General features: G+C 42.3%; 22 protein-coding genes and 1 pseudogene. 9 read left to right on the top strand and 14 right to left on the bottom strand.

The genetic code is table 11. From position 1 onward, the window contains the following. Window positions 1-32: 32 nt before the first annotated feature. Both pth and BI198_RS05800 read right to left on the bottom strand, forming a co-directional pair. Window positions 33-635 carry an aminoacyl-tRNA hydrolase gene (gene pth, locus BI198_RS05795; RefSeq protein WP_070048705.1) on the bottom strand — a complete coding sequence of 201 codons (603 nt, stop codon included), beginning with the start codon at window positions 633-635 and terminating at the stop codon, window positions 33-35. After that, complete coding sequence (locus BI198_RS05800) at window positions 635-1264, bottom strand: 50S ribosomal protein L25/general stress protein Ctc (RefSeq protein ID WP_070048706.1); 630 nt, start codon at window positions 1262-1264, stop codon at window positions 635-637. Before BI198_RS05800 ends, pth begins: the two co-directional genes overlap by 1 nt. Window positions 1265-1618: 354 nt before the next feature. Here BI198_RS05800 and BI198_RS05805 point away from each other — a divergent pair, with 354 nt between their 5' ends. Continuing rightward, window positions 1619-1810: a CsbD family protein gene (locus BI198_RS05805; RefSeq protein WP_070048707.1), complete on the top strand. Its 192-nt coding sequence runs from the start codon at window positions 1619-1621 to the stop codon at window positions 1808-1810. Between the two features lie 175 nt (window positions 1811-1985). Here the strand turns inward: BI198_RS05805 and BI198_RS05810 are convergent, their stop codons facing one another. The 3 genes from BI198_RS05810 to lolB all read right to left on the bottom strand — a co-directional run bounded on the left by BI198_RS05810 (window position 1986) and on the right by lolB (window position 4512). Then, on the bottom strand, window positions 1986-2921 hold the full coding sequence (locus BI198_RS05810) for a ribose-phosphate pyrophosphokinase (RefSeq protein ID WP_070048708.1): 936 nt from the start codon (window positions 2919-2921) through the stop codon (window positions 1986-1988). 83 nt (window positions 2922-3004) lie between these two features. Beyond that, complete coding sequence (gene ispE / locus BI198_RS05815) at window positions 3005-3859, bottom strand: 4-(cytidine 5'-diphospho)-2-C-methyl-D-erythritol kinase (protein ID WP_070048709.1); 855 nt, start codon at window positions 3857-3859, stop codon at window positions 3005-3007. Continuing rightward, on the bottom strand, window positions 3856-4512 hold the full coding sequence (lolB, locus tag BI198_RS05820; protein WP_235605255.1) for a lipoprotein insertase outer membrane protein LolB: 657 nt from the start codon (window positions 4510-4512) through the stop codon (window positions 3856-3858). The genes ispE and lolB overlap by 4 nt, the downstream gene beginning before the upstream one ends. Window positions 4513-4532: 20 nt before the next feature. Between lolB and hemA the strand changes: the two genes are divergently transcribed. The 5 genes from hemA (at window position 4533) to kdsA (ending at window position 9164) form a co-directional block, all read left to right on the top strand. Beyond that, window positions 4533-5792 (top strand): glutamyl-tRNA reductase, encoded by a 1260-nt coding sequence (gene hemA, locus BI198_RS05825; RefSeq protein WP_070048710.1) that lies wholly within the window; start codon window positions 4533-4535, stop codon window positions 5790-5792. A 15-nt stretch (window positions 5793-5807) separates the two neighbouring features. Continuing rightward, window positions 5808-6899 carry a peptide chain release factor 1 gene (prfA, locus tag BI198_RS05830; RefSeq protein ID WP_070048711.1) on the top strand — a complete coding sequence of 364 codons (1092 nt, stop codon included), beginning with the start codon at window positions 5808-5810 and terminating at the stop codon, window positions 6897-6899. Between the two features lie 32 nt (window positions 6900-6931). After that, the gene (prmC, locus tag BI198_RS05835) at window positions 6932-7792 is read left to right on the top strand and encodes a peptide chain release factor N(5)-glutamine methyltransferase (RefSeq protein WP_070048712.1); all 861 of its coding nucleotides are present in this window, start codon (window positions 6932-6934) and stop codon (window positions 7790-7792) included. An 82-nt stretch (window positions 7793-7874) separates the two neighbouring features. Continuing rightward, a complete protein-coding gene (locus tag BI198_RS05840) occupies window positions 7875-8255 on the top strand; it encodes a SirB2 family protein (RefSeq protein WP_070048713.1) in 381 nt (126 codons plus the stop codon). Window positions 8256-8303: 48 nt separating this feature from the next. Further along, window positions 8304-9164, top strand: a complete 861-nt coding sequence (gene kdsA / locus BI198_RS05845) for a 3-deoxy-8-phosphooctulonate synthase (protein ID WP_070048714.1) — start codon at window positions 8304-8306, stop codon at window positions 9162-9164. A gap of 78 nt (window positions 9165-9242) precedes the next feature. On the opposite strand, the gene BI198_RS05850 is transcribed toward kdsA, so the two are convergent. The 5 genes from BI198_RS05850 to BI198_RS05870 form a co-directional block, all read right to left on the bottom strand. Beyond that, the gene (locus BI198_RS05850) at window positions 9243-9584 is read right to left on the bottom strand and encodes a DUF3718 domain-containing protein (protein ID WP_070048715.1); all 342 of its coding nucleotides are present in this window, start codon (window positions 9582-9584) and stop codon (window positions 9243-9245) included. 141 nt (window positions 9585-9725) lie between these two features. After that, window positions 9726-10466 (bottom strand): LytR/AlgR family response regulator transcription factor, encoded by a 741-nt coding sequence (locus BI198_RS05855; RefSeq protein ID WP_070048716.1) that lies wholly within the window; start codon window positions 10464-10466, stop codon window positions 9726-9728. Further along, the gene (locus BI198_RS05860; RefSeq protein WP_235605256.1) at window positions 10453-11547 is read right to left on the bottom strand and encodes a sensor histidine kinase; all 1095 of its coding nucleotides are present in this window, start codon (window positions 11545-11547) and stop codon (window positions 10453-10455) included. Before BI198_RS05860 ends, BI198_RS05855 begins: the two co-directional genes overlap by 14 nt. Then, window positions 11532-12581: a sensor histidine kinase gene (locus BI198_RS05865; protein WP_070048718.1), complete on the bottom strand. Its 1050-nt coding sequence runs from the start codon at window positions 12579-12581 to the stop codon at window positions 11532-11534. The genes BI198_RS05860 and BI198_RS05865 overlap by 16 nt, the downstream gene beginning before the upstream one ends. A gap of 109 nt (window positions 12582-12690) precedes the next feature. Continuing rightward, on the bottom strand, window positions 12691-13383 hold the full coding sequence (locus tag BI198_RS05870; protein WP_070048719.1) for a tRNA-uridine aminocarboxypropyltransferase: 693 nt from the start codon (window positions 13381-13383) through the stop codon (window positions 12691-12693). 258 nt (window positions 13384-13641) lie between these two features. On the opposite strand from BI198_RS05870, the gene BI198_RS05875 reads away from it, so the two are divergent. Further along, complete coding sequence (locus BI198_RS05875; protein WP_070048720.1) at window positions 13642-14550, top strand: pseudouridine synthase; 909 nt, start codon at window positions 13642-13644, stop codon at window positions 14548-14550. Window positions 14551-14802: 252 nt separating this feature from the next. On the opposite strand, the gene BI198_RS05880 is transcribed toward BI198_RS05875, so the two are convergent. Beyond that, a complete protein-coding gene (locus tag BI198_RS05880; RefSeq protein WP_070048721.1) occupies window positions 14803-15252 on the bottom strand; it encodes a YaiI/YqxD family protein in 450 nt (149 codons plus the stop codon). A 110-nt stretch (window positions 15253-15362) separates the two neighbouring features. Then, a complete protein-coding gene (gene aceK, locus BI198_RS05885; protein WP_070048722.1) occupies window positions 15363-17087 on the bottom strand; it encodes a bifunctional isocitrate dehydrogenase kinase/phosphatase in 1725 nt (574 codons plus the stop codon). A 198-nt stretch (window positions 17088-17285) separates the two neighbouring features. On the opposite strand from aceK, the gene BI198_RS05890 reads away from it, so the two are divergent. Beyond that, window positions 17286-18227, top strand: a complete 942-nt coding sequence (locus BI198_RS05890; protein WP_070048723.1) for a YeiH family protein — start codon at window positions 17286-17288, stop codon at window positions 18225-18227. A gap of 85 nt (window positions 18228-18312) precedes the next feature. Here the strand turns inward: BI198_RS05890 and BI198_RS05895 are convergent. Next, window positions 18313-19724: pseudogene (locus tag BI198_RS05895) on the bottom strand (FAD-dependent oxidoreductase). Window positions 19725-19753: 29 nt separating this feature from the next. Further along, window positions 19754-24217, bottom strand: a complete 4464-nt coding sequence (gene gltB / locus BI198_RS05900; protein WP_070048724.1) for a glutamate synthase large subunit — start codon at window positions 24215-24217, stop codon at window positions 19754-19756. A 472-nt stretch (window positions 24218-24689) separates the two neighbouring features. Here gltB and BI198_RS05905 point away from each other — a divergent pair, with 472 nt between their 5' ends. Further along, entirely contained in the window at window positions 24690-26540 is a 1851-nt protein-coding gene (locus tag BI198_RS05905; RefSeq protein WP_235605257.1) for a type 1 glutamine amidotransferase family protein, read from the top strand. Window positions 26541-26565 lie beyond the last annotated feature (25 nt).

Consider the following 26565-nt stretch of genomic DNA (forward strand, 5'->3'; position numbering starts at 1 on the left):
TTTGCGTGCTGTAGGTATGGAGCCGGCTGAATTTAGCTGGCTTTAAAACTATGTAAGCGATTTTGTGCCTTAACTAGGCCTTCGCGTGCTAATAAGTCAAAACAACTGACGGCTTCATCAATACAGCTTTCAATTAGTTGTTGTTCAGACTGAGGCGCTTTACCTAACACATAACCGGTTACCCGATCTTTATGTCCAGGATGGCCAATGCCTAATCGTAATCGATAAAAATTAGCGTTATTACTTAGCCTAGCGATAATATCGCGCAAACCATTATGGCCAGCGTGTCCGCCACCTAATTTAAATTTTGCGCTACCTGGATCAAGCGCCAATTCGTCATGCGCTACCAGTATTTGTTCAGGAGTGAGCTTGTAAAATTGTGCCATTGCTAACACCGCTTTACCGCTTAAATTCATGTAAGTTGCTGGGATCAGCAATTTATATTCTTGGCCCGCACAAATAAATTTGCCGGTATAACCAAAAAATTTAGGTTCACTTTTCAAATTAACATTAAAAGCACGTGCTAATTGAGAAACAAACCAGACACCAGCATTATGCCGGGTCTGGCTGTATTCAGGGCCTGGATTACCCAGGCCCACAATCAACTGCACTGCTGACTGAGTATTGACAGACATTACTCAGGCGTTGCAGTTTCTTCTTCTGCTTCATCGCTGTCATCAACAGCTTTACCGCCAGGCTTGTTCACAGAAACGATAGCGATATCGTGACCTTCACCTTTGGTTAATTGAAGGAAAGTAACACCTTTAGGTGCTTTTAACTCAGACAAGTGGATCGTTGAACCGACAGCCATTTCGCTGATGTCAACTTCTAGTGCGTCTGGTAAGTCTTTAGGCAAACAAGAAATTTCTACTTCGTTAGCACCACGTACAACCACACCACCTTTCTTCACTGCCGCTTCTTCATTGATTAAATGAATAGCAATGATAGATTTTAATTCATGACCAGCTTCAACGCGTTGGAAGTCAACGTGCATGATGGTTGGTTTAAATGGGTGACGCTGCATTGCTTTAACGATAGCTTTAATTTTCTCTTTACCAACAGTAAGGGTGATAATTTGAGAATAAAAAGCTTCATCGGTTTGCGCTTTTAATAATTTAGAATGCTCTAAAGTAATAGATAACGCGTCTTTACTGCCACCGTAGATGATAGCTGGAACTTTGTCTGCATGACGTAGGCGGCGGCTCGCACCTTTCCCCGAGTCAGTACGGACTTCTGCATTTAATGTGATTGTTGCATCAGACATGATGTACTCCAATAATTAGTGTGTCCCAAGACTTGCGACCAGTCTCAGGTTGGATGCCCCCTATTTAGGGGCGCGACATATTACCATTGGCCCAGCATAGCTGCAAATGAAAATACTGACAGCGGCAGGCAGAATTAAGAACTTATTGCAATGTTGTCAGTAAGTTTTACTTTTTTGTTATGAATATTGAAGTTTTATTTCGACAGTTTTTTGATTAAGTAGTTGTTTTATATTAAATATTTAATCATGGAATGGCTTTTGCTTTATCTAAATTGACTTACAGTGTTAGCTACAACTTAACGTTATGTTGCACTTAACATTGTATTTTCTAACTACTTGATTAGGAGATATTGTATGAATAGCGATATTGCAGAAGGTAAGTGGAAACAAATGACTGGCTCTATTAAAGAAAAATGGGGCAAATTAACCGATGATGACTTACAAGAAGTTAGCGGTAAATCTGAGAAATTTTGCGGTAAAATGCAAGAGCGTTACGGCATGTCACGCGAACAGGCTGAACAAGAGTTCAACCGTTTTAAAAGCTAGGCTTACGTGAGTTTGAAACGTAGTTCTACTGGTAACTCTACTTAATGCCAGTGCCGGTCATTAAAGTAATCATAGCTTTGTATTAAGCACTAACTAACACTTCTAAAGTTGTTAGTTAGTGCTATAACAGATTTAAAAAACTGAAATATTATTATTTATAATAATATTTCAGGTATTAATCAAACATAGAAGAAATAGATTCTTCATTGCTAATACGACGAATACACTCTGCCAACATTTCACTTAAGGTTAATTGACGAACTTTTGCCACAGCCTTCATCTCTGCAGTCAGTGGGATAGTATCGGTAACAATTAACTCATCAATCACTGATTCTTCAATGTTTTTAGCGGCGTCACCAGAGAAAACAGGGTGAGTGGCATAAGCGAATACGCGCTTAGCACCATGTGCTTTTAACGCTTCTGCGGCTTTACACAAGGTACCACCAGTATCAATCATATCGTCGACAATAATACAGTCACGGTCTTTAACATCACCAATAATATGCATTACTTGGGCAATATTAGCTTTTGGCCGGCGCTTATCAATGATGGCTAAATCGGCATCATTTAATAATTTAGCAATAGCACGAGCACGAACCACACCACCAATATCAGGAGAAACCACAACAGGGGCTGTAAAGCCTTTTTTGCGCATATCTTCTAATAATACTGGGCTGGCGAACACGTTATCCACTGGCACATCAAAGAAGCCTTGGATTTGTTCAGCATGTAAGTCAACCGTTAGCACGCGGTCCACACCTACGCTAGATAAGAAGTCAGCGACAACTTTAGCTGTAATAGGCACACGAGCAGAACGAACGCGACGATCTTGACGAGCATAACCAAAGTAAGGCATAACCGCTGTAATACGACCGGCAGATGCGCGGCGTAAGGCGTCAACCATTACAATTAATTCCATTAGGTTATCGTTAGTTGGAGCGCAAGTAGACTGGATGATAAATACATCAGCCCCACGTACATTTTCGTTTATCTGTACACTAACTTCGCCATCACTGAAACGGCCAACTTCGGCATCTCCCAGTTTAATGTACAGGCGGCTGGCGATTTTACTTGCGAGTTCTGGTATGGCGTTACCAGCGAAAACCTTCATGTCGGGCACGGTGGGGATCCTCAGGGCAGTTGTGAGTCCGGTTTATCATAAAACAGTCACTAAAATAGTGACTATCAGTTAGCTTATTCGGTATCTGCCAACGCAGCCAACAACGGCGACTGGTTGACCCCTTGAGCAATAAAACCACGCCAATCAGCGGGTAAATTTGCTAGGGCATGCTGAGCACTGGTCTGGTCAGGGAATTCGGCGAACACACTGGCGCCAGTACCCGTCATACGAGACGGGGCGTATTCTACCAACCACTGCAAGGTTTTTGCAACAATAGGCTGCAGCTTCTCGACTAAAGGTTGGCAATCGTTACGCCAAGGAGATTGCATTAAGTTGTCAAGTGTTAATGCTGTGCTATTTCTTGTTAACTCTGGATGGGTAAAAATGTCCGCAGTGCTAACATGACAATCTGGCGTCACGATTAAATATAATTTAGTGGCTAAATCAACCGGTGTTAATTGTTCGCCAACTCCCTCAGCAAAAGCAGTGCGGCCGTAAACAAACAATGGCACATCGGCACCAAGTTGTAATCCTAGTTTAGCTAGTTTTTCGGTAGATAACTTTAGTTGCCATAATTTATTTAAACCCAATAGCGTAGTGGCGGCATCTGAAGAACCGCCGCCTAAACCGCCGCCCATAGGTAAGCGTTTATCTAAATAAATATCACAACCGGCTGTGATGCCTTGTTGCTGGGCTATTTGTTGCAGTAAGTTGGCTGCGCGCAATACTAAGTTATCATTATTAATTAAAGCTTTGTCGTTACAGTCAAGTGTCAGCATATTATCTTGGCGTAAGCTAAAAGTGAGCTGGTCACCGACGTTTAATAATTGAAATAAGGTTTGTAAATTATGATAGCCATCACTGCGACGGCCGGTAATATGCAAAAATAAATTTAATTTTGCTACCGCGGGTAGCGTAAGACTCGTCATTGCCAACTCCGAATAACCAGTTTTATTTTTGTACTTTCGCTGCTAAGCAGTAAGCGTTTTGGTAAGGATAAGCTGTCTGAAAAAAAGCTTTGATACTCCAGTTGCCAAATGATACCGGTACTATCGGTTAAGCTAAAGCTAGTCACCCGGCCAAATTCATCTACGTTAATGTGCTGGCTATTGTTGCTTGGTAAGCCACGTAACCATAAAGGCATATCGGCTAATGGCATCGACCAGCCAGAGAGTTGCCATAATAAACTACTGGTATCAACACCATAATAGGTTTCGCCTCTAAGTTGAATTTGGCTACCGGTTGCATCTTGTTGCAGCTCAAATAAACTAATGCCCAGAAAATTACTTAAACGGGCGTTATAATACTCAGGCTGTAATTGCTGCCAGTGTAAATTACCACTAATCGCGTCTGCTGCGGTTTTAATACTTACACTGGCTTGTATGGTAAACTGCTGCATAGCTTGCAATTGTTGCTGTCTAGCACTTGCCGCCAGCGGCTGTTCAGGCAACGGTTTGCTATTAAGTGTGCTACATCCTGTTAACCATAGGGCTAGCGCAACAACAAATAACGTGCGATAACAGCGATAAGCCATACTAAAGTCCATCACTGTGCTTTTCTTAGTTAGGGCTTTTTCGTACAATTCGCCTCCTAATAATTTTGATGATACAGGTGATAGCCATTTTCGCTCTAGGCATTAATCATAAAACGGCACCAGTGGCGCTGCGTGAGAAAGTTGCGTTTGCACCGGAACAAGTGCCTATGGCCTTGCGCGAACTGACAACAATGACCAGCATTTTAGATGCCGTTGTGTTGTCAACCTGCAACCGTACTGAATTATATTTTAGCGGTTCACAGACGCAAGCGGAACAAGTAATTGCATGGTTGGCTAAATTTCACCAACTAGACGCTGCTGAATTACAACCTCATCTATATTTGCATCAAGACAATGCCGCAGCGATACATTTAATGCAAGTTGCTTCCGGTCTGGATTCTTTAGTATTGGGTGAGCCGCAAATATTTGGTCAAGTCAAACAAGCTTATAATCAAGCCCGAAATGCGGGTACCATTAATCCGCAATTTGAACGTTTATTTCAAAAAACGTTTGCCGTAGCCAAACAGGTGCGTACCGAAACGGATATAGGTGCTAATGCGGTCTCGGTTGCGTTTGCAGCTGTGAGTTTAGCCAGACAAATATTTGGCAGTTTAAGTAAAGTTAAAGTATTACTTATTGGCGCCGGCGAAACCATAGAATTAGTTGCCCGTCACTTACAAGAGCATGGCGCAGAGCAATTAACCGTCGCAAATCGTACTTACGAACGTGCGGTTAATTTAGCGGAACAATTTAATGCCCAAGCTATTACGTTAGCCCAAGTACCGCCACATTTAGCACAAGCCGACATTGTGATTAGCTCTACCGCCAGTACTTTACCAATAGTGGGTAAAGGTATGGTCGAGCAGGCCTTAAAAATACGCCGGCATAAACCGATGTTTTTAGTCGACTTGGCAGTGCCGCGGGATATAGAGTCGCAAGTGGCAGATTTAGAAGACGCTTATTTGTACACCGTTGATGATTTACAATCGATCGTGGCGCAAAACATGAATAATCGCCAACAAGCCGCTGAGCAAGCCAAACAGATGATCGTTATTGGTGCTGATGAATTCGCCCAATGGTTGGCGTTGCAAGGCAATGTTGACTGGGTCAGGGACTACCGTCAAGGCTGTGAGCAAATACGAGCAGAATTATTAGCCAAAGCTGTTAATCAGCTGGCAACCGGTCAAGATGCTGAAAAGGTTTTGGCTGAATTATCCCATAAACTTAGTAATCGGCTGATGCACAGCCCGACGAAAGCTATTCGGCAGTTATTGCAGGATCAAGCGCTGAGTCAACAATCATTGATCAACACTTTGTGTGATCTGTAATCAGGTAAAAAAAGCATGAATGAATCGGTATATCGCAAGCTCGAAGGATTGGTTGAGCGCCATGAAGAACTACAAGCATTATTAAGTGATGCTTCAGTTATTAGTGATCAAAACCGTTATCGTGAATTTTCTAAAGAATATAGCCAGTTAGAAGACATCATTAAGGCATTTACAGATTATCAGCAAGCTAAGCAAGATTTGTTATCCGCAGAGGAAATGCAAAAAGATAGCGATCTGGATATGCGGGAAATGGCGCAAGAAGAATATAAAGATGCCAAGCAACGGATTGAGCAATTAGAAAGCGATTTACAAATATTATTATTACCAAAAGATCCTAATGATAGCAGTAACTGTTTTATTGAAATTCGTGCGGGTGCGGGTGGTGACGAAGCCGCTATTTTTGCTGGTGATGTGTTTCGGATGTACAGCCGCTTTGCTGAAAAGCAACGTTGGAAACTAGAAGTGGTTAGCGCTAACGAAGGTGAGCATGGTGGCTATAAAGAAATTATTGCCAGCCTGCAAGGCGAGGGCGCTTATGGTTCGTTAAAATTTGAATCCGGTGGCCATCGCGTGCAGCGTGTGCCAGATACAGAATCACAAGGCCGAGTGCATACTTCAGCTTGTACTGTAGCCATTATGCCAGAAGTGCCAGAAAGCGAAGCAATTGAGATTAACCCTGCTGATTTAAAAGTAGACACCTTTCGTGCGTCAGGCGCCGGTGGTCAGCACGTTAACCGAACCGATTCGGCTATCCGGATTACCCATTTACCCACGGGTATTGTGGTTGAGTGTCAAGATGAACGCTCGCAACATAAAAACCGTGCTCGAGCTATGAGTGTTTTGCAGTCGCGTATTCAAGCAGCCGAAGATGAAAGACGTCGCTTAGCCGAAGAATCGACCCGACGCTCATTAGTCGGCAGTGGCGATCGCTCAGAGCGCATTCGGACGTATAACTTCCCGCAAGGCCGTTTAACTGATCATCGCATTAACTTAACCATTTATCGGTTATTAGATGTGATGGAAGGTGATTTAAACCAAGTAATAGAACCGCTAAAACAAGAGCATCAAGCTGATTTGTTAGCCGCATTAGCAGAAGAGAATCGCTAAGTGGATAATCGCTAAGTGATAGTGATCAGAGCATGAGCCTAACTCCAAACCAAAGCCAAAACATCAGTATAAGGCAATGGCAGCAACAGGCGAGAGCGGCATTAGCCAATGTCAGCCCAACAGCTGATATTGAAGCTAGGCTCTGTTTATGCCACGTACTCCACGTTAAACCAAGCTACTTATATAGCGAAGCGGAGCAATTACTTAGCACTGATCAATTACAGCAACTCAGCCGCTTGCTTGAACAACGCAGTAGTGGCCAACCTTTGGCTTACTTATTTGGTTATTGGCACTTTTACGATTTACAGCTAGAAGTAGCGCCTTGTACGTTAATCCCAAGACCCGACACTGAATGCTTAGTTGAGCAAGCGCTAAGCTTGCCGTTACCCAAAACAGCGAAAGTATTGGATTTAGGCACAGGTACGGGGGCTATTGCTTTAGCCTTAGCTAAAAACAAACCGCATTGGCAAGTTACGGCAGTTGATTATGTACAAGATGCAGTAGCCCTTGCTAAGCGTAATCAGCAGCAATTACAGCTAACCAATTGTCAGGTGTTAGAAAGCAATTGGTTTAGCGCCTTAAAAGCAAAGCAGTTTGATTTAATTGTTAGCAATCCCCCTTATATCGACAGCAGCGATGAGCATTTAGCAGCACTAGCCTTTGAACCCATAACAGCTTTAACTTCAGCTGAGCATGGATTAGCAGATATTCGCTATATTATTCAACAGGCTCCACAGTATTTAACCACTAATGGTTGGTTATGGTTAGAACATGGTTATAATCAAGCCGAAGCAGTACAAAGCTTATTACAACAACAAGGTTTTACTCAAGTTGAGTCTAAACAAGATTATGGCGCTAATTGGCGTATAACCGGCGGGTGTTGGCTCAATTAATTACAATTAAGCCTAATTGTAATTAATTTCTAACTGCTAAGTTAGGCTATTCCGTTATATTTTATCAAAAGGATAATCATCAATGTATATGGCGTTTAAACATACTCACTTATTGTTAGTGTTTGTTAGTGTTAGTTTTTTATTAGTCCGTTTTGTTATGAGCTTAAAATCAGCGCCGCTGTTGCAGCGTAAGTTTTTTAAAATTGCGCCACATGTCATCGATACCTTTTTATTGTTATCGGCAGTTGGCTTAATGCTGGTTTTAAAGCAATACCCGTTCGTTAATCCGTGGCTTACTGAGAAGTTATTTGCTGTTATTGCTTATATAATTTTGGGCGTTATGGCATTTAAAGGTCGCACTATAGCAATTCGCTGGTTTTGTTTATTAGGTGCCTTGGGTTGGTTAGCCTTAGCTATCCGGGTTGCTATTACTAAGCAGCCAGTATTTATTAGCATGTTTTAATCAAGCCTGGTTTTCAACAGACTCTGATAAAAGTGAGGCAGGAATAGTATGACGCAGCAAATTATTAAAGTGGGTAAGCTAAATAATAGTATCGAAGTCGCTAATGATAAGCCTTTTGTGTTATTTGGCGGCATTAACGTATTAGAGTCACGTGATCTTGCTATGCGCGTGGCAGAGCATTACGTTGAAGTGACCCAAAAACTGGGCATTCCTTATGTGTTTAAAGCCTCTTTTGATAAAGCTAATCGATCATCGGTGCATTCTTACCGAGGGCCAGGTTTAGAAGAAGGCTTAAAAATCTTTGAAGAAATTAAGCGGACATTTAATGTGCCCTTGATTACCGATGTTCATGAACCTTTTCAAGCCGCACCTGTAGCAGAAGTAGTGGATATCATTCAATTACCCGCATTCTTAGCTCGGCAAACAGACCTCGTGGTTGCTATGGCGAAAACGGGCGCGGTAATAAACGTTAAAAAGCCGCAATTTTTAGCGCCACATGAAATGCGCCATATTATCACTAAATTTAAAGAAGCTGGTAACGAGCAAGTTATGCTGTGCGAGCGCGGCTCTAGCTTTGGTTATAATAATTTAGTGGTTGATATGCTGGGTATGGATGAGATGAAGCAATATGGCCCTGTCATCTTCGACGCCACTCACGCCCTACAAAAACCAGGTGGTCGAGAAAGCTCCGCTGATGGTCGCCGTGCCCAAGCGGCACAACTGGCACGTTCAGGCATGGCGTTAGGCTTAGCCGGCTTGTTTATAGAGGCCCATCCTGATCCCGATCAAGCTAAGTGTGATGGCCCTTGTGCCTTACCATTAGCCAAATTAGAAGCTTATTTACAGCAAATGAAAGCTGTAGATGATTTAGTGAAAAGCTTTGCTGTGTTGGATACTAGCGCTAATTAATAATATCAAGGGGAGCAGTTAACTGCTTCCCCTTAATCTAATAATGATTGGCTCAGAGCTTAAGACAACAAGTTGTTATTAGTTCGCTGGTGGGGCGGTTACATCTTGAATAATTACCCGACCTTTAATCCGATCTGCATAAGGTTTTAGCATAGAGCTAACTCTATATGCTTGATTAAATTCAGCAAAAGCCATTAAGCGTTTACCATTACACATGACTTTTTCTACCGCATTTTGTTTGCTAATACGGTGAGAGCGTAATGTTTTATGTAAACCAACTCGATCATCTTGGGCTGCTTCGCTACAAACCTGAACTAATGCAGTATGAATATAGCTATTTGGTTCATAGTCTTGGCTAAATGCGGGTACTGCGAAAGTTGCACTCGCCAGAGAGATTGTGAAAATAAGTGCGGTTTTCATTGTTCTATCCTCTGCGTTTTATGGCGTTTGCCACGAAGAGAGTCTGGCAGTACCTAAGCTTTTTTTCTGCCTAATTGGGGTAAGCGGGTTAGACGTTGTTACTAAGTGACGAGCCGATGTTAACTAGGGATAAGCGGATGATTATTGCGCTAACAGTGTTGTTAGTTGTTGGCTCCAGTTAGTTTTATAGCGACGAGAGGCATGAACTTGTTGGCCATTACTTAAGATAAATTGATAATCATTATTATGCGGTTGCAGCTTATGCACATGGTGTAAGTTAAGTAATATCGACCGATGTACTTGAACAAATTGCTCAGGTAAACGTAGCAATAGTTCTTTTAAGGTCTCGCGGATCACCATAGTTTCGTTAAGGGTATGAATACACATATAATTACCGGCAGCTTCTATCATTAATATTTCTACATCCTCCAGCAGTAGTACCGTGGCACCGGTTTTAAAGCTTAACTTAGTGCTAACGGATTGCTGGCCAAAATGTACCGGTTTATTTAAAGCTGTGCAGGCATTGACCAAGCTTTGCGCTAGGCGCTGGCGTGAGACTGGCTTTAATAGATAGTCAAAAGCAAAGTGTTCAAAAGCGGCAAAAGCAAACTTATCATAGGCTGTAACCAAAATAAAAAGCGGCCGACTCATCGAGCATGACTTATTGGTTTTTTTAAGGATATCAATGCCTTTTATGCCAGGCATCTGAATATCAAGAAACACCAGATCAATATCAGGTGTTTGCTGGATGCAGCTTAGCGTGTCATCGCCATTATCAAAACAGCCAATAATAACTAAGTTAGGATAGGTGGCGAGCTTGGCTTTTAAGTTACTGATAGCCAGCGGCTCATCGTCAGCAATAATAACTTTAAGCGCTGTCATCTAAAGGCTCCCTGGGTAAAGTAATCTGGCTAAAAAAGCCGTTATCACTATTGGCTAAGAGCAAGTTTGCTCTAGTGCCAAATAATAATTCTAGGCGCTGGGCTAAATTAAGTAAATTGGTTGGGTACTGCTGTTGTGGCCATTTATCCTCAGCGCTGGCACTGGGTTGTGCCAAGCATATCGTTAATGTGGACTGAGTTAACTCGATACTGATGTTAAGCTCAATTTTACCCGCTCGTTCTGCCACACTATATTGGATGGCATTTTCTGCTAAAGGGTGCAATAACAACGGCGGGATCCGCACTTTCACTATGTGTTGCGGAATTTGCCAATCTAGGTGTAAGCGCTGGCCAAAACGGACTTGTTGAATTGCCATATAAGCGTATAACGCATCCAATTCTTGTTGTAACGGGATAAACTGATCATGTTGGTTAGTTAATGAATGGCGTAAATAAGTAGATAAATGGCCAATTAATTGTTCTGCTGCTGCACCATTATGTTCGATGATTAGCGTGTTAAGCGCATTTAAGGTATTAAACATAAAGTGCGGATTAAGTTGATAACGTAATACTTTTAGTTGAGCTTGTCGGGCTTTTTTGATTAGCCGTTGTTGTTGTAACAGACCAGATAAATGTAATTGATTGGCTTTTATTAACATAAATACCGCTAACCAACCGGCTATAGGTAACAGCACTAACATAAAAGCAGTCGCGTATTTTAGGATCGAGTCAACATCATTTAAAGCGGTAGTGGCATAGCTCATTACCAGCGACTGGCGTAACACCACCAGCACGCAACAAAGCGGGATCAACACTAAAAGTAGCCGCTGTAATTGGTTGAATAACGGCCGTTGACTTTTAAGCTCATGCTGCGCCAGCATACCGGTAACAATAATATTAATCAGGGTAATTAGGCTATAAATCCACAAATAGGGCCAGGCCGATTCGTCTTGCAGTGGCACTAGAATAGTAAGATGAGTATATTTAACCAGCAAATAACTTAACCAATACAACAAATGCCAGTAACCGAAATGGATCCGTGGTTGTAACTTAGCTTGCTGCATTATTATCGGTCCTGCCATGGCAGACAAATATCTACGGTATAGCCTTGAGCTGAGGCTGACGTTTGTAGTTGAGCAGCTGCGCCAAAATGCTGCAATAACCGATTGCGGATATTATTCAAGCCAACACCGGCGCCGCTGTTATTGTTAGCTAAAGCCTCGCCAGGACCGTCATCGGCAATTTTTAGATGTAAGTTATGTTGCTGGCGTTGAGCACTTATAGTAATAGTTGCACCTTGCTTACTATTAGCAACCGCATATTTAATGGCGTTTTCAATGATGGGTTGTAGCAATAAAGCCGGAATATGTTGCTGTTTTAATTTATTATCAATGCACCAGTTTACTTTTAACTTATTGCCAAAGCGGGTTTTTTGCAGTTGTAGATAGGCATTAATCGCGGCGAGTTCATCAGCTAAAGACACTAGGCTGTCTGCAGACTTACTTAGCGAGTAACGTAAAAAACTGGCGAGCTGTTCGGACATAATTTCGGCATCAGCATAGCGTTTAGCTTCTAGTAGCGCACAGAGTGAATTTAAGGCATTAAAGGTAAAGTGCGGATTAAATTGATGACTTAAAGCTTGCAGCTCAAGTTGTTGTATTTTATGGCTTAATCTATTGCTTTCAGCTAAGTTTATTCGTTGTTGTCGATGCTCTAGCATAGTTAAATAACAAGCGGTCCAAACAAAGAAGGCTAATACGGCGGTATCAAGATTACTGATTAACATCCGCAAATTAATATCTTCCTGCTCCCAAAGTAACATCCACATGGCATTTTCTGCAGGAATATATAACGCTGCAACAACGGCAACGGCGCTTAATAGCCGCCAACTGCTAAAACGATGAGGTTGCAGGCGGCGATATGACCACATCACTAGTATTGCTGTTAACAACATAGCAAACAGCTCACTGGCTAATAACATGGGTAAATAGCGCCAGTTAAAAGCTTTATCGTATAAGGCATTAGCGTGCCATGAGCTAATGACGCCCATCATAAAAATAGCTAACCAGTAATAGGCATTAAAGCATAATAATTGCCTGAGATTGACCAATGGCATAACAAGCTCCTGTACGAAGGAGCTTTAAGTATAAGCCAAAGCAGTCATTCTGCTGATATTGTCAGGGCTTATAATGAATTAATTAAGCTGAACGATAGCTTAGATAAGGTTAATTTGTCGTTAAATTGAGATGGGGTTTGCCAATAATATAAGCGCGGCGAAATTCGTTAAAGTAATGGCTTAACGCCATTGCTGCCGCGTTATCTTGCGCTAACTTTAATACTTCTATCGCCACTTCTGCAGTACAGAGTTGATGTAAATGCGCGGCCTCGCGTAACTGATAACTTGATGCTTGCTCTGGTTGAATACCCAACACGGGCAGCGTTGCTAAGTAAGGGCTTTTAAACATTTTCTTCGCTTCGCGCCAAGTGCCATCGAGCATTATAAATAATGGGATTTTACTATTATCCGTATTAGCGACTTGTAACGGAGAATCAATGCAGCGCTCAGCCTCAGCATATTGCTGTGGGAACACGATTATAGGCGCATATTTCTCATTAGCTAATAACGCTAGCATATCAATATCAGGCTTTGTTCTATCCCAAACAAAAGCATGATTATCAGCAATAACATCGGCAATAATACGGCCGGTATTACTGGGTTTATAGCACTCACCGGTATACATAATAAAACAAAAAGCACTATGGCTGGCGACATCTGGTTTGGCGTCACAAATACAGGCTGAGCTTGGCAGTAAACACTGCTCGCAGCGTACTACTTTACTGCCCCTAGCATTGAAAACCCGAGTCGATAAAACCAATTGCTGATTACGCAGAGTTAAAACAGAATTGTTATGTGGCATGGATGTATGAGCACTTAATTAACATAGATAGATAACCTAGAATGACGATATAAATATACCACACAGCAAGTTCAGCCGAGAATATAACACTGGCTATTTTAGCGTTGAGTAGTAGTAAACTACAACCTAACTACAACCAAACTGCAACCAAACGGATATATAACAGTAGATAAAACCATATAAGCCTATATAACATAAGCTTTGTGTTAGGCTTAGGCCGAAATTATTCAGTACTAAATTTTACTAAAGGGTGTCAACGTGTCTATTGCTGCACAAGCGTCAAAAGTGTCATTACCAGCTGATGCAGCTGGCTTTGGTACTGTATTTGAATTTTTATGCGCCAAATTTCCGTATATTGCGCCACAGGTTTGGCAGCAGCGCATTGCTGATGGCAAAGTGTATTGGCATCAGGGCGAGTGTATTACGGAGCAAACACCCTTTATGCCTAGCAAGCTGCTCTGTTATTATCGCGAAGTAGAAATTGAGCCAGAAGTGCCATTCTCACATCAGATTTTATATCAAGACCAACACCTTATTGTTGCCGATAAACCGCATTTTTTGCCGGTTACCCCCGGTGGTCAATACGTTAATGAATGTTTACTGGCACGACTTAAACGGCAAACCGGGCTAACTGATATCGTGCCGTTACATCGTTTGGATAGAGATACCGCTGGCTTAGTATTATTTTCAATTAACCCGCAAAGTAGGGCTGCCTATTATGCCCTGTTTAGTGGTCAGACGATTAGCAAACAATATCAAGCGGTAGCTATGTTATCAGCCGCAGTAAAACAGCAGTTGGAAACAGAAACGTTACCGCTAGAGTGGCAGATTAAAAATCGGATCGAAAAAGCCAATCCGCGTTTTATTAATCATATAGTAGCAGGGGAAGCGAATAGCGAGTCTGAGATCAGCTTAACTAAGGTGCAAGGTGACAAAGGTTTATTTACGTTGATGCCGTTAACCGGTAAAACCCACCAGTTACGCTTACATATGCTTAGCTTAGGCATGCCCATATTACATGATATTTACTACCCCGAATTACAACCTAAGCAGCCCCCGCAGTTTGCAACGCCATTGCAGTTATTAGCTAAAGAATTGCAGTTTATTGATCCAGTCAGCGGTATTAAGCACAGCTTTGCATCCCAGCTACAACTAACCGCTTGGTAACTGCAACGTTAAATTTAAATCTAAATTTGAGTGTATATACGGTTCGGTTTACCCACACTAAAAAATAAAAACTCAACACTTAAGTATATATACGGTTCGGTATACCCACACTAACACGCCGTAAACCCATCCCTGGGGGCTCACTTCCGCCCATCCAGGGCTAATGGTTAGTTTAGGGTAAAACCGAACCTCAAAAATTTATCTTAGCCAGTCCATTCAATTAACTAAACACTTAACACTCAACGCTTAAAACTATCCGCTATAGCGCTGCAGCAAGGCATCTAACTTATTAGCAAAAGCTTGCCTATCGCTTTGGTTTAATGGCGGTGGACCACCGGTATGCACGCCACTACCACGTAGGTTATCCATAAAATCCCGCATAGTGAGTTTTTGCTTAATGGTATCGTGGCTATATAGCTCACCACGCGGGTTTAATGCATAGCCATTTTTTTCTAATACCTCAGCAGCTAGCGGGATATCAGCAGTGATCACTAAGTCACCTGCTTCACAGCGGCGGACTATTTCATTATCAGCTTCATCAAAGCCATGGGATACTTGTAACGCCGAAATAAAGCGCGAAGGCGGCACTTTAATTAACTGATTAGCCACTAAAATAGTCTGAATTTGTTTGCGCTCTGCCGCGCGAAAAATAATTTCTTTAATTACTACTGGGCAGGCATCAGCATCTACATATATTTTCATATAACCTATATTTTCTGTTAAGCGTAAAATGAAACTGCGTATTGTAAGTATTGAATGGATTGTAGCATAACCCGCTTATTCGCTTAGGTTAACTAAGACCCGCTAAGGCATCAATAATCATGATAAAAGCGGGTTTCATCTGGGTATGGATAAATATCTTCAACTAAGCCTTGGCGTATATTTTGTTGTTTAAGTTGCCAGTATTTAGCATCTAAAAGCTCGGGGTGCTTATCAAATAGCAACGCGCGGATGCTAGGCTGTGGAGTGACGAAAGTAGCCATTTGTTCAGGAAATACATCACCGGGTGCTGCACAGACCGTACCCTCAGCAAACATAGCATCTTCATAGTTATCCGTTTTTGGAAAACTTCTAAAGTTAACATCAAGCATATATTGCACTTCATCATAGTCATAAAACACTACGCGTTTATGCCGAGTGACGCCAAAGTTTTTTAGTAGCATATCGCCAGGGAAAATATTAGCGGCGATCATTTCTTTAATCGCATTGCCATAGTCATCCATAATTATCGCTTGCTCGGCATCAGAGGCTTGGTCTAAATATAAATTAAGAGGCAGCATGCGCCGTTCAATATATAAATGCTTAATAATCACTAAGTCATCTTCAATCGTCATTGAGCCGGCAATTGATTGCTCTAGCTCGGTGAGTAACTCGGCAGAAAAGCGACTTTTGGGGAGGGCAACATAAGAGTATTCTAAGGTGTCAGCCATACGACCCACTCGGTCATGCTTTTTAACTAAAAAGTAGCGTGCTTTAACCGTTTCACGACCAAACTCTTTACTAGGTGCAAATTTATCCCGAATCACTTTAAACACGTAGGGAAACGAGGGTAGGGTAAATACCATCATCACCATGCCGCGGATACCTGGGGCAGCTACAAACTGATCTTTGCTTTGGCCTAAATGGGTTAATAACTCGCGATAAAATTCGGTTTTACCTTGTTTATGTAATCCGATGCAGGCATATAATTCTGCTAATGTTTTATGCGGTAATATTTCACGTAAAAAATGGACTAAAGCCGAAGGTACTTGGGTAGCCACCATAAAGTATGCCCGCGAAAAACCAAAAATAATGGTCATTTGCATCGGGTCAGTAACTAAAGTGTCAATAAATAACCCCCTGTTCTCATTGTGTAAAACAGGAATAATAAAAGGTTGCTGACCATCAGGAGTCACCGCGCGACCAACAATATACGCGGCTTTATTACGAAAAAACAAACAGGTTAAGATATCAAATCTAATTTGATAAATAGCGCGTTTACCATGGCTAGATTGGGCGATAAAGTGCTGTACCATTAACCGAATATCACGATCTAAATCAATAAAAGGCGTAGCAAAGTTAAAGCTGGCAATAATCTGGCGTAAAGTGGCTTTTAAACCATCTTGAGCCGGAAAGTAACTTTGATATACCGAGGCAATAGGGGCGGGTAAGCATTGTTTATTTAGCGTCGACTCAACAAAAATATTATTATTATGGAAGTATTTACGATCAAATAGGTGACAAAATACCGAGTTATAAAATGTTTCGGCTAATTCTGCTTGCGGGTGAAAAGTTAAGCACTCTATATAATGTTGCTTAACTTGTTGCCATAAAGCTTCATTTAAACATTCATCAGGTAATTGCTGCTTTAACTGGGCGATAGTTTCATTAACTCGCAAATCATAAAAGGAAATACGCTGTGAACTATCGCGCTGATAAGCCTGCCAATCAGCTAACTCAAAGCGCTGCTTGGCTTTGGCGGTAATGGCTTGAAATAAATTAAAATGGCGACGAAAGCCTTTTAAAATAATTTCTGCAACTCGTTTCGGCTGATTCATGGCGCTCCCAGCCAATAAATAGAATAATCTTCACTGTAATCAGTTAAGCCGTTAATTACTAGGCACAACGGGTTGATTATAGATTATTTTGTAAAACTAAAAAACGCTAGAATGCGGTCGTAATTGGTTAAGATGTTAAACGAACGCACTAAAATTGGACTATAATAGGCGCGGTTTAATTTATCTAAGTCTATTTTTATGCTGACACACCCTGCTATTAAAGATGGCCGTTTTTGGCTATTTAGTGCATTAGCCGTACTTTGTTTATTTCCTATAATTAGTTCACCTATCGCCTTAATTTTAGGCTTTTTATTAGCTTCATTTGGCCTATTACCGAAATCAATCAATATAGCGGCTTTGACACCTGCTTTGTTGTCCATTTCCATTGTGGGGTTAGGCTTTGGTATTCATTTGCAACAAGCAATTGAGATTAGTCAGCAAAGCTTACCGTTAGTAGTGGGTTCTATTGTATTTACCTTAGTACTGGGGCTAATACTCACTAAGTTACTAAAACTTGACCAAAAAACCGGCTATCTAATTGGTGCCGGTACTGCAATTTGTGGTGGTAGCGCTATAGCAGCCGTAGCACCAGCAATTAAAGCTAAAGCTGAGCAGATAGCTATCGCGTTAGCGTGCGTCTTTGTGCTTAACTCCATTGCTTTATTTGTTTTTCCGCTGGTAGGTCATTACTTAGAGTTGTCGCAATATGACTTTGGTTTATGGAGTGCCATTGCTATTCATGACACCTCTTCCGTTGTCGGTGCGGCATCTAGTTATGGCGATCAAGCGTTAGAAGTGGCGACGACCACTAAATTAGCCCGGGCTTTATGGATAGTGCCAGTGGCATTAATATCGTCCATGGCATTTGGGGGTAACAGTAAATCTATCCGCATACCTGGCTTTATCTTGGCTTATATTGCAGCCATTCTAATTAGTTATTTTTTACCGCAATTTAGCTCATTTTATGATGTGTTGTTTGCTATTTCTAAACGTACCTTAGTAGTGTGTTTGTTCTTTATTGGTGCCGGTATTACCCTGCGAAAAATGCGTGACGCTGGGGCTAAACCAATGATTTTAGCGGTACTACTATGGATAGCCATTGCGGTTAGTTCGTTAGCCTATATTACGATGGTAAATTAAACCATAAATGTAGCTTAAGCCGTCGCCCCATGCACTGACTTGGGGCGACAGTCATAACCACTGTCATCACCAATGTCATCACCACTTAGACCTGCAAGTAATCCAGCATACCTTCAGCAGCCTTACGGCCTTGGGCGATAGCGGTTACCACTAAGTCTGAACCTAACACCATATCGCCACCGGCAAACACTTTCTCAGTACTGGTTTGCATGGCATAGCTGCTATGTTCTGAAGCAATCACTCGGCCTTTATTATCTAATGCTATACCAAGATCCGTTAACCACTGTGGTGGGCTGGGTTGAAAGCCAAAAGCGGTGATCACGGCATCAGCAGCTAATTGCAGCTCTGAACCCGCAACTTGTTGCAGCTGACGCCAACCACTAGCATCTGGCTGACTAAATTCAGTACGGACAACGGTTACGCCAATTACATTACCTTGCTCATCTACTTCAATACTGACGGGTTGTAAGTTAAATAAAAACTCGACACCTTCTTCCCGAGCATTTTGCACTTCTTTTGCCGACCCAGGCATACTGGTTTGATCCCTGCGATAAACACAGCTTACTTTAGTGGCACCCTGGCGAATAGCGGTGCGAACACAGTCCATAGCGGTATCACCACCACCAAGCACTAATACAGTTTTATGCTTTAAATCAACGAAAGTATGCTCAGTTTGCCAGCCCATAAGCTGATTAATATTACCGATTAAATAGGGCAGAGCTTGGTAGACACCACTGGCATTTTCATTCACTAAGCCACTTTGAATGGCGTTATAGGTACCTAGGCCTAAAAATACAGCGTCATAGTCGGTTGTTAACTGCTCAAAACTGATATCAACACCTACAGTCGTATTTAAGCGAAACTCGATACCCATGTCGGTAAAAATTTCCCGGCGCAATTGCAGCACACTTTTTTCTAACTTAAACGGCGGTATACCAAAACTGAGTAAACCGCCTATTTCAGGGTAACGATCAAACACCACGGCCGATACACCATTGCGGATTAGCACATCTGCGCAGGCCAAACCTGCGGGTCCGGCACCAATGATGGCGACTTTACGCTCGGTTTTTATCACGGCCGATAAGTCAGGTCGCCAGCCCATGGCAAATGCGGTATCGGTAATATATTTTCAATACTACCAATGGTCACCGCACCAAAGCCTTCATTTAACGTACAGGCCCCTTCGCATAATCTATCTTGCGGACACACTCGGCCACATATCTCAGGTAAGCTATTAGTTTTATGGGCTAACTCAGCTGCTTCAATAATTCTGCCTTCGTTCGCCAGTTCTAACCACTGCGGAATATAATTATGTACAGGGCATTTCCACTCACAGTACGGATTACCACAATCTAAACAGCGATCGGCTTGACCAGCTACTTGGTTTTGGCTCATAGGTTGATAAATTTCAACAAAAGCAATAGTGCGCTCTTGCTGCGAACGTTTTGGCGGATCAATCCGTTTGACGTCGAGAAACTGATATATATTCTGTGCCATAACGCCTCTTTGCTTTACTTAATATTAAGTTACATGGCTTGGACTCGTAACTCAGCTGATGAGCGAGCGCGATGTCCTAATAAGGTATTTACATCACTAGTTTTTGGTTTAACTAGCTTAAACTGGGCTAAATAATGGCTAAAATTATTCAGGATATGTTGCGCTTTAGCACTGCCGGTTTGTTCAACATGTTGGTGTAGTAAACTGCGCAGATGCTCTTGCAATATAGGCGTAGCAACTTCTAAGGCTTCAACTAATTCGGCATTAAGCCGCAGCTCAAGATCGGCTGACTCATCCAGTAAATATGCAAAGCCGCCCGTCATGCCGGCGCCAAAGTTAATACCAGTAGCCCCTAGTAAAACCACCACACCACCGGTCATATATTCACAGCCGTTATCACCACAGCCCTCTACCACCGCAATAGCACCTGAGTTTCGCACCGCAAAACGTTCACCCACCGAGCCGGCTGCATAAAAATAGCCGCCGGTAGCACCGTATAAACAGGTGTTACCCGCTATGGTAAAGCCGGGCTTAGCATACTGAGCACCGCGATGCGGATACAAGGCCAACTGTCCCCCGGTCATGCCTTTGCCTACATAGTCATTCGCATCACCTTGCAGTGACATATGTAAACCACCGGTATTCCATACCCCAAAACTTTGGCCGGCAGTACCGGTAAAATTTAATTGAATAGGATGGGTGGCCATGCCTTGGTTACCGTGGATACTAGCAATTAAGCCAGATAATGCGGCACCTACCGAACGGTCAGTGTTTTGAATAGGTAAATTAATATGACCGCCGCTTTTGTGTCGGATCATCTGCTCGCACTTGGCTAGTAATAGCTGATTAAGCTTGCCTTGATCCAACGGGGTATTATTTTGCACACAAAATAGCGCTTGTGCTGACTTAACTCCGCTAGCCGCTAGGATAGGAGTAAGGTTTAGCCTGGCTTGCTTTTGGGTTTCAGCGGCTTTGATGTCAAGTAAATCGGTACGACCAATTAATTGGGTTAGCTCTGTTACGCCAAGTTGGGCCATTAACTGTCGAGTCTCTTCAGCAATAAAGCTAAAGTAATTCATTACTCGTTCTGGTAAGCCCGTAAAATGATCTCGTCTTAGAGTTTCATCTTGGGTAGCAACACCCGTTGCACAGTTATTTAAATGGCAGATGCGTAAAAATTTACAGCCTAAAGCCACCATGGGGCCCGTACCAAATCCAAAGCTTTCGGCGCCTAAAATAGCGGCTTTAACGACATCTAAACCGGTTTTTAAACCGCCATCAACTTGCAAGCGAATGCGATCTCTTAAGCCATTCTCAACTAAGGCTTGATGCACTTCAGCTAAACCTAGCTCCCATGGGCTACCGGCATATTTTACTGAGCTTTGTGGGCTGGCACCGGTGCCACCATCGTAGCCCGACACGGTTATTAAATCGGCATAGGCTTTAGCCACACCGGTGGCAATTGTTCCTATCCCTGGTTCTGAGACTAGTTTTACCGAAACTAATGCTTTGGGATTAACTTGCTTTAAATCAAAGATCAGCTGGGCTAAATCTTCTATAGAATAGATATCGTGATGCGGTGGCGGTGAAATTAAAGTAACGCCCGGTACTGAGTATCGCAACCTTGCAATTTCAGCGGTTACTTTTTCTCCTGGTAACTGGCCACCTTCACCAGGCTTAGCGCCTTGAGCCAGTTTAATTTGGATCACTTCGGCATTAACTAAATAATGGGCCGTGACGCCAAAGCGACCGGAAGCCACCTGTTTAATTTTAGAGTTTTTCTCAGTGGCAAAACGCCGAGGATCTTCACCACCTTCACCAGAATTAGACCTCCCGCCTAAACGATTCATGGCAATAGCTAAGGCTTCATGCGCTTCGGGGCTTAGGGCACCAATCGACATAGCTGCGCTATCAAAACGGCGATATAAACTAGTGGCACTTTCAACGGTATCTAAAGCGATAGGCTCATGGCTAGGCTTGATACTAAATAAATCCCGTAAATGGGTGATAGGGCGTTCATTTACTAATTGACTATAGCGTTGATAGTCTTCATATCGTCCGGAATAAACCGCCTTTTGTAAGCTAAGCACCACATCTGGGTTATAGGCATGATATTCCCCATCATGCACATACTTTAAGAGACCACCATGATTTACCGCTTTGCGTTTTAACCATGCCTGTTTAGCTAATTGCTGTAAATCCTGCTCGATATGCAAAAAGCTGGCGCCGGAAATTCTGGACAGCAAATCGCTAAAGCAAAGCTGCATCACATCCTCAGCTAGACCGATTATTTCAAATAAACTGGCACAACGGTAACTTGCGATGGTTGAAATGCCCATTTTGGACATGATTTTATACAAGCCTTTATTAATACCTTTGCGATAATTTAATACTGCTTGGCGGGCTTCAAGATTAATTTGACCCTTATTAACCAATTGCTCAACGGTTTCGTAGGCCATAAATGGATAAATAGCGGTAGCACCTAAGCCAAGTAAGACGGCAAAGTGATGTGAATCACGGGCAGCGGCGGTTTCGACAATAATATTAGCATCGCAACGCAGTTGCTCCTGCACTAAAGCTTGCTGTACGGCGCCAACCGCCATGGCCACTGGGATCGGCAGTTGCTCTGGATCAATATCGCGATCAGATAAAATAATCACTACCACTTGTTGCTCACGCACCGCATTTATAACATTGCTAGTGAGTTGTGCTATCGCTTGGGCTAAATCTTGCTGACTGGGTGCGAAGTTAAGTGAAAATTTTTGCTGCCGATAGTGGTTTTCATCTGCTTGCTTCAGTTGTTTCAGATCAGAGTACATTAAAATGGGTGAAGCAAACTGGATCCGCCGGGCATAGCCGGCAGTTTCGGTAAACACATTCTGCTCGCGGCCAATGCTTGTCGCGAGCGACATAACATGAGCTTCGCGTAACGGATCGATAGCCGGATTAGTAACCTGGGCAAATTGTTGCCTAAAATAATCAAAAAAGCTGCGAGGCTGGCGCGATAAAACGGCCATGGGGGTATCGTCGCCCATAGAGCCAACCGCCTCTTGACCATCCTTTGCCAGTACGGTAATTATCTGCTCTATCTCTTCGTAACTATAATTAAACAGTTTATGATAAATTTTCATGGTGTCGTCAGTGAATAAACGCTGACCAATAAGATCAGTTTCATACTCTTCATAAGGCACTAAGCGTTGCACATGATTATTCAACCATTGCCGGTAGGGGTGGCGCTGCATTAGCTCTTTATCAATATCATCTGAATGCCAAATTTTTCCGCTGCTGGTATCTATCGCTAGCATTTCACCTGGGCCAACTCGGCCTTTACTGACCACTTCATCAGGCGTGTAATCCCAAATGCCGACCTCTGAAGCTAACGTAATTAGCTTATCGCGGGTAATAACATAGCGGGCAGGGCGCAAGCCATTGCGATCTAAGTTACAAGCAACATGTTTACCATTGGTTAAAACAATACCTGCTGGGCCGTCCCAAGGTTCCATATGCATGGAATTAAATTCATAAAAAGCTTTTAGGTTATCGTCCATCACTTTATTACTTTGCCATGCTGGTGGCACCAGTAAGCGCATGGCGCGAAATAAGTCCATACCGCCAGCGAGTAGTAACTCCAACATATTATCTAAAGAGCTGGAATCTGAACCGGTTTGACTAACAAAGGGGGCGGCATCTTGCAAATCGTGTAATAAAGGTGATCGAAATTTATATTGCCGCGCCCGTGCCCATTGCCGATTACCGGTAATGGTATTAATTTCGCCATTATGAGCTAAAAATCGAAACGGTTGGGCTAAGGGCCAACGGGGTAGAGTATTGGTAGAAAAACGTTGATGAAATAAACAAATCGCTGTTTGCAGCCGAATATCGGCTAAATCTAAATAATAATGCGGTAAATCTACCGGCATCATTAAGCCTTTAAATACAATTACCAGAGAAGATAAACTGGCTATATAGAATTCATTATCATCGAATAAATGTTTTTCAACCCGACGCCGTAACATATATAAGCGCCGCTCTAAATCATGCTCACTCCAGCCGGCTGGCGCATTAACAATAAGCTGAACAATATTAGGCATAGAGCTAAGTGCTAAAGGTCCCAATACACTGCTATCAATTGGCACTGTGCGCCAAGCAACTAAGGTTAAAAACTCGCGTTGTACTTGTTGTTCTATAAAGGCTTTAGCTTGAGCGGTTTTAATAGGGTCTTGGCTAAAGAAAAACATGCCAACACCATATTGTTTAGCCAGTTGCCAATTATTCTCAAGAGCCAATGCCTGAAAAAAACTATCCGGCTTTTGCAGTAATAAACCACAGCCATCTCCGGTTTTACCATCGGCTGAAATTCCACCACGATGTTGCATTCTAGCTAAGCCACTGATCGCCGTTCTGACAATTTTATGGCTTGGCACGCCTTCAAGATGGGCTATTAAGCCAAAACCACAATTATCTTTAGCCTGACTATGGTGGTATAACGTCATTATTTACCTCACTCAGACTTTACTGAACATGCTAACAATGTAACTTTATATTCATTATTAACGACTGGAAGACACACGTCTTGTTAGCAGTTAAGCGATTAAATACTTAGCCATCTAAACGCTTACACTTACATATATCCTGCTTTTAAACCTAGCGCAAGTTATTTAAGCCTGTTTTTCGTACGATATGTCGTGGTATTGCTCTTTATCAAAGATTTTAATAAAAACAAAAACAGCTGTTTAAACGCAAAGTCACTTGTGAATATTTATGGTGTTAAGTTGCATTGTTATTCGCAATGCTAGGTACTGACTTTGTAAGAGTGGGATTAATTGATTGGATTAATTAATATTGTTGTTTGTTGCTAATTGGCAAAGAAGTCAATAAAGGATAATCTATGGCATTATAATTTATAGGGTAAGTGTCACCTTCGTGACATGATGTTAACTGCGCTTAAGAATAAGAAAGAGAATAATGAAATTACTAAGCCTGTATTTATCAACTATTTTAATGGCCTGTTCAGTCACTGCTGCTAATAGCGTGAGCTCGGCAGCAAATAATACACCTGACTATAATATGGTATTAATTGGCGACGGTTTAAAGATTTGTAGCTCAATTGATATTCGGTTCTGCACCAGCAAAGATGTATTTACGGATGCAGCTAAAGGCACCACTAAATTTGGTTTAACGAGTGACAATATCAAAAATGTTGCTCTGGCAGATTTTTGGGGCGAGCAACGTATTATCGAACAACAACAAGTTATAGCGTTGCTGCAGCATATTGCCAATCGCTTAAACAACGAACTGATAACTGAGCGTGAATTACTGCGTTATTTTCGCGGTGCTGATGTTGAAGTTGACGGCGTTTGGATATCAGGTCGAGTGGTTTATGCTGCGTTAACCGATCGCGAAATCAATTTTGTTTTTGACCAATTACAAGTGTTGGTGCCAACAGATACAAATAAACGCAATAATGACCGTAAAAAAGAATATGCCGATTTAAGTCAAACCACAGACCGATTCTCAGTAGAAATTTATAGTAAAATTGTCGAGTTAGCACGCCAAGTAGCAGGGCCACTGCGCAAACCAAGAATTTTGGTCGTTACAGCTGGCGCTAGAGACCCTTTTGCTGATGTAGACTTTTATACTAATTTATTTACAGAAGCGGGGGCAACGGCAAGTTGGTTTCCTATTAATGCAGCTTATCAAATAGCGCAACAGCAGCGAGATACTGATAAAACAGCTTGTAAACAATTACCGCAATTGTTAGCCGAATATCACGGCAGTTATCAGCGGCAACGGGTTTATCCGCAGTTAATGGCAGAATTAGAAACATTCTGCCAAGCGGGTACAGAAGCTGCAGTCAACCAGTTAAAACGTGCAGATGCTATTTTTATTGCCGATGGAAAGCCAAGTCAGATTATTCAAGCTTTGCGTTTACAAGATGGTTCTGCCTCAGCTGAGTTACAACAGCTAGATCGCATGGTTAAAGCTGGCCATATTATATTAGCAGCCAATAGCCGAGCGTCAGCAGCATTGTCTGGTCGCAGCTACCAAGGCATTCGAACCCCCATGCTAACTAATGGTGACAGTTATAGTGCTATGCAATTTGGTGCTTTTGACCTGCCAGCACCAGAAGGGGGCTGTGATAAGGACCAAAGTTGTATAAATGGCTTAGCCGAGCATCATTTAACCTTTAATAGCCAAGGTGGCTTAGGCTTATTTCCGTGGGGCGTGCTGGATAGTCAATTATCTGAACAAGGTAGGCAGGGTCGTATGATTCGCTTATTACACGACAGCCAAAGCCAATTTGGTTTTGGTATCGATGAAAACACCGCTTTACTAGTGAAACTACAAGCAACGGCCGATAATGAGCAAGTCATTCAATTTAAAGTATTAGGTGAAAATGGCGTTTTCCTGGTTGATAATCAGAGTACTGAAACAACAGGTGAGGGGGGTAATTTAACCCTGAAACAAGTAACAACACATTATTTAACTCGTGATGATACAGCTGAATTAAAGCAGGGTTTGCTCAGAACTCAATTTGCAGACTGGAAATTTGCACCCAATACCATGCAAATGCCAATGTTAGTTTCAGGAGATATTTTTGAGCGTGATAATTATCGTCAATTGGCGCAATTATTATGTTTAACCCAAAGCCGCCAAGCAGATGGTAAAGCGGTGCGAGTAGGGCAAGGTCATGCTATAACTTTATATAAAGATCATAGTTCGCATACTCGTCAAGGGGTATACCGTCAACAAGGTGCAGAGGTACAATACTGTTCTTATCGCAATGTTCTGGTCGATATTCAGCCAATAATATAAACTGTAGTGGGTTTTTACTTACTAA

Source organism: Rheinheimera salexigens (assembly GCF_001752395.1).
Lineage (GTDB): Bacteria > Pseudomonadota > Gammaproteobacteria > Enterobacterales > Alteromonadaceae > Alishewanella > Alishewanella salexigens.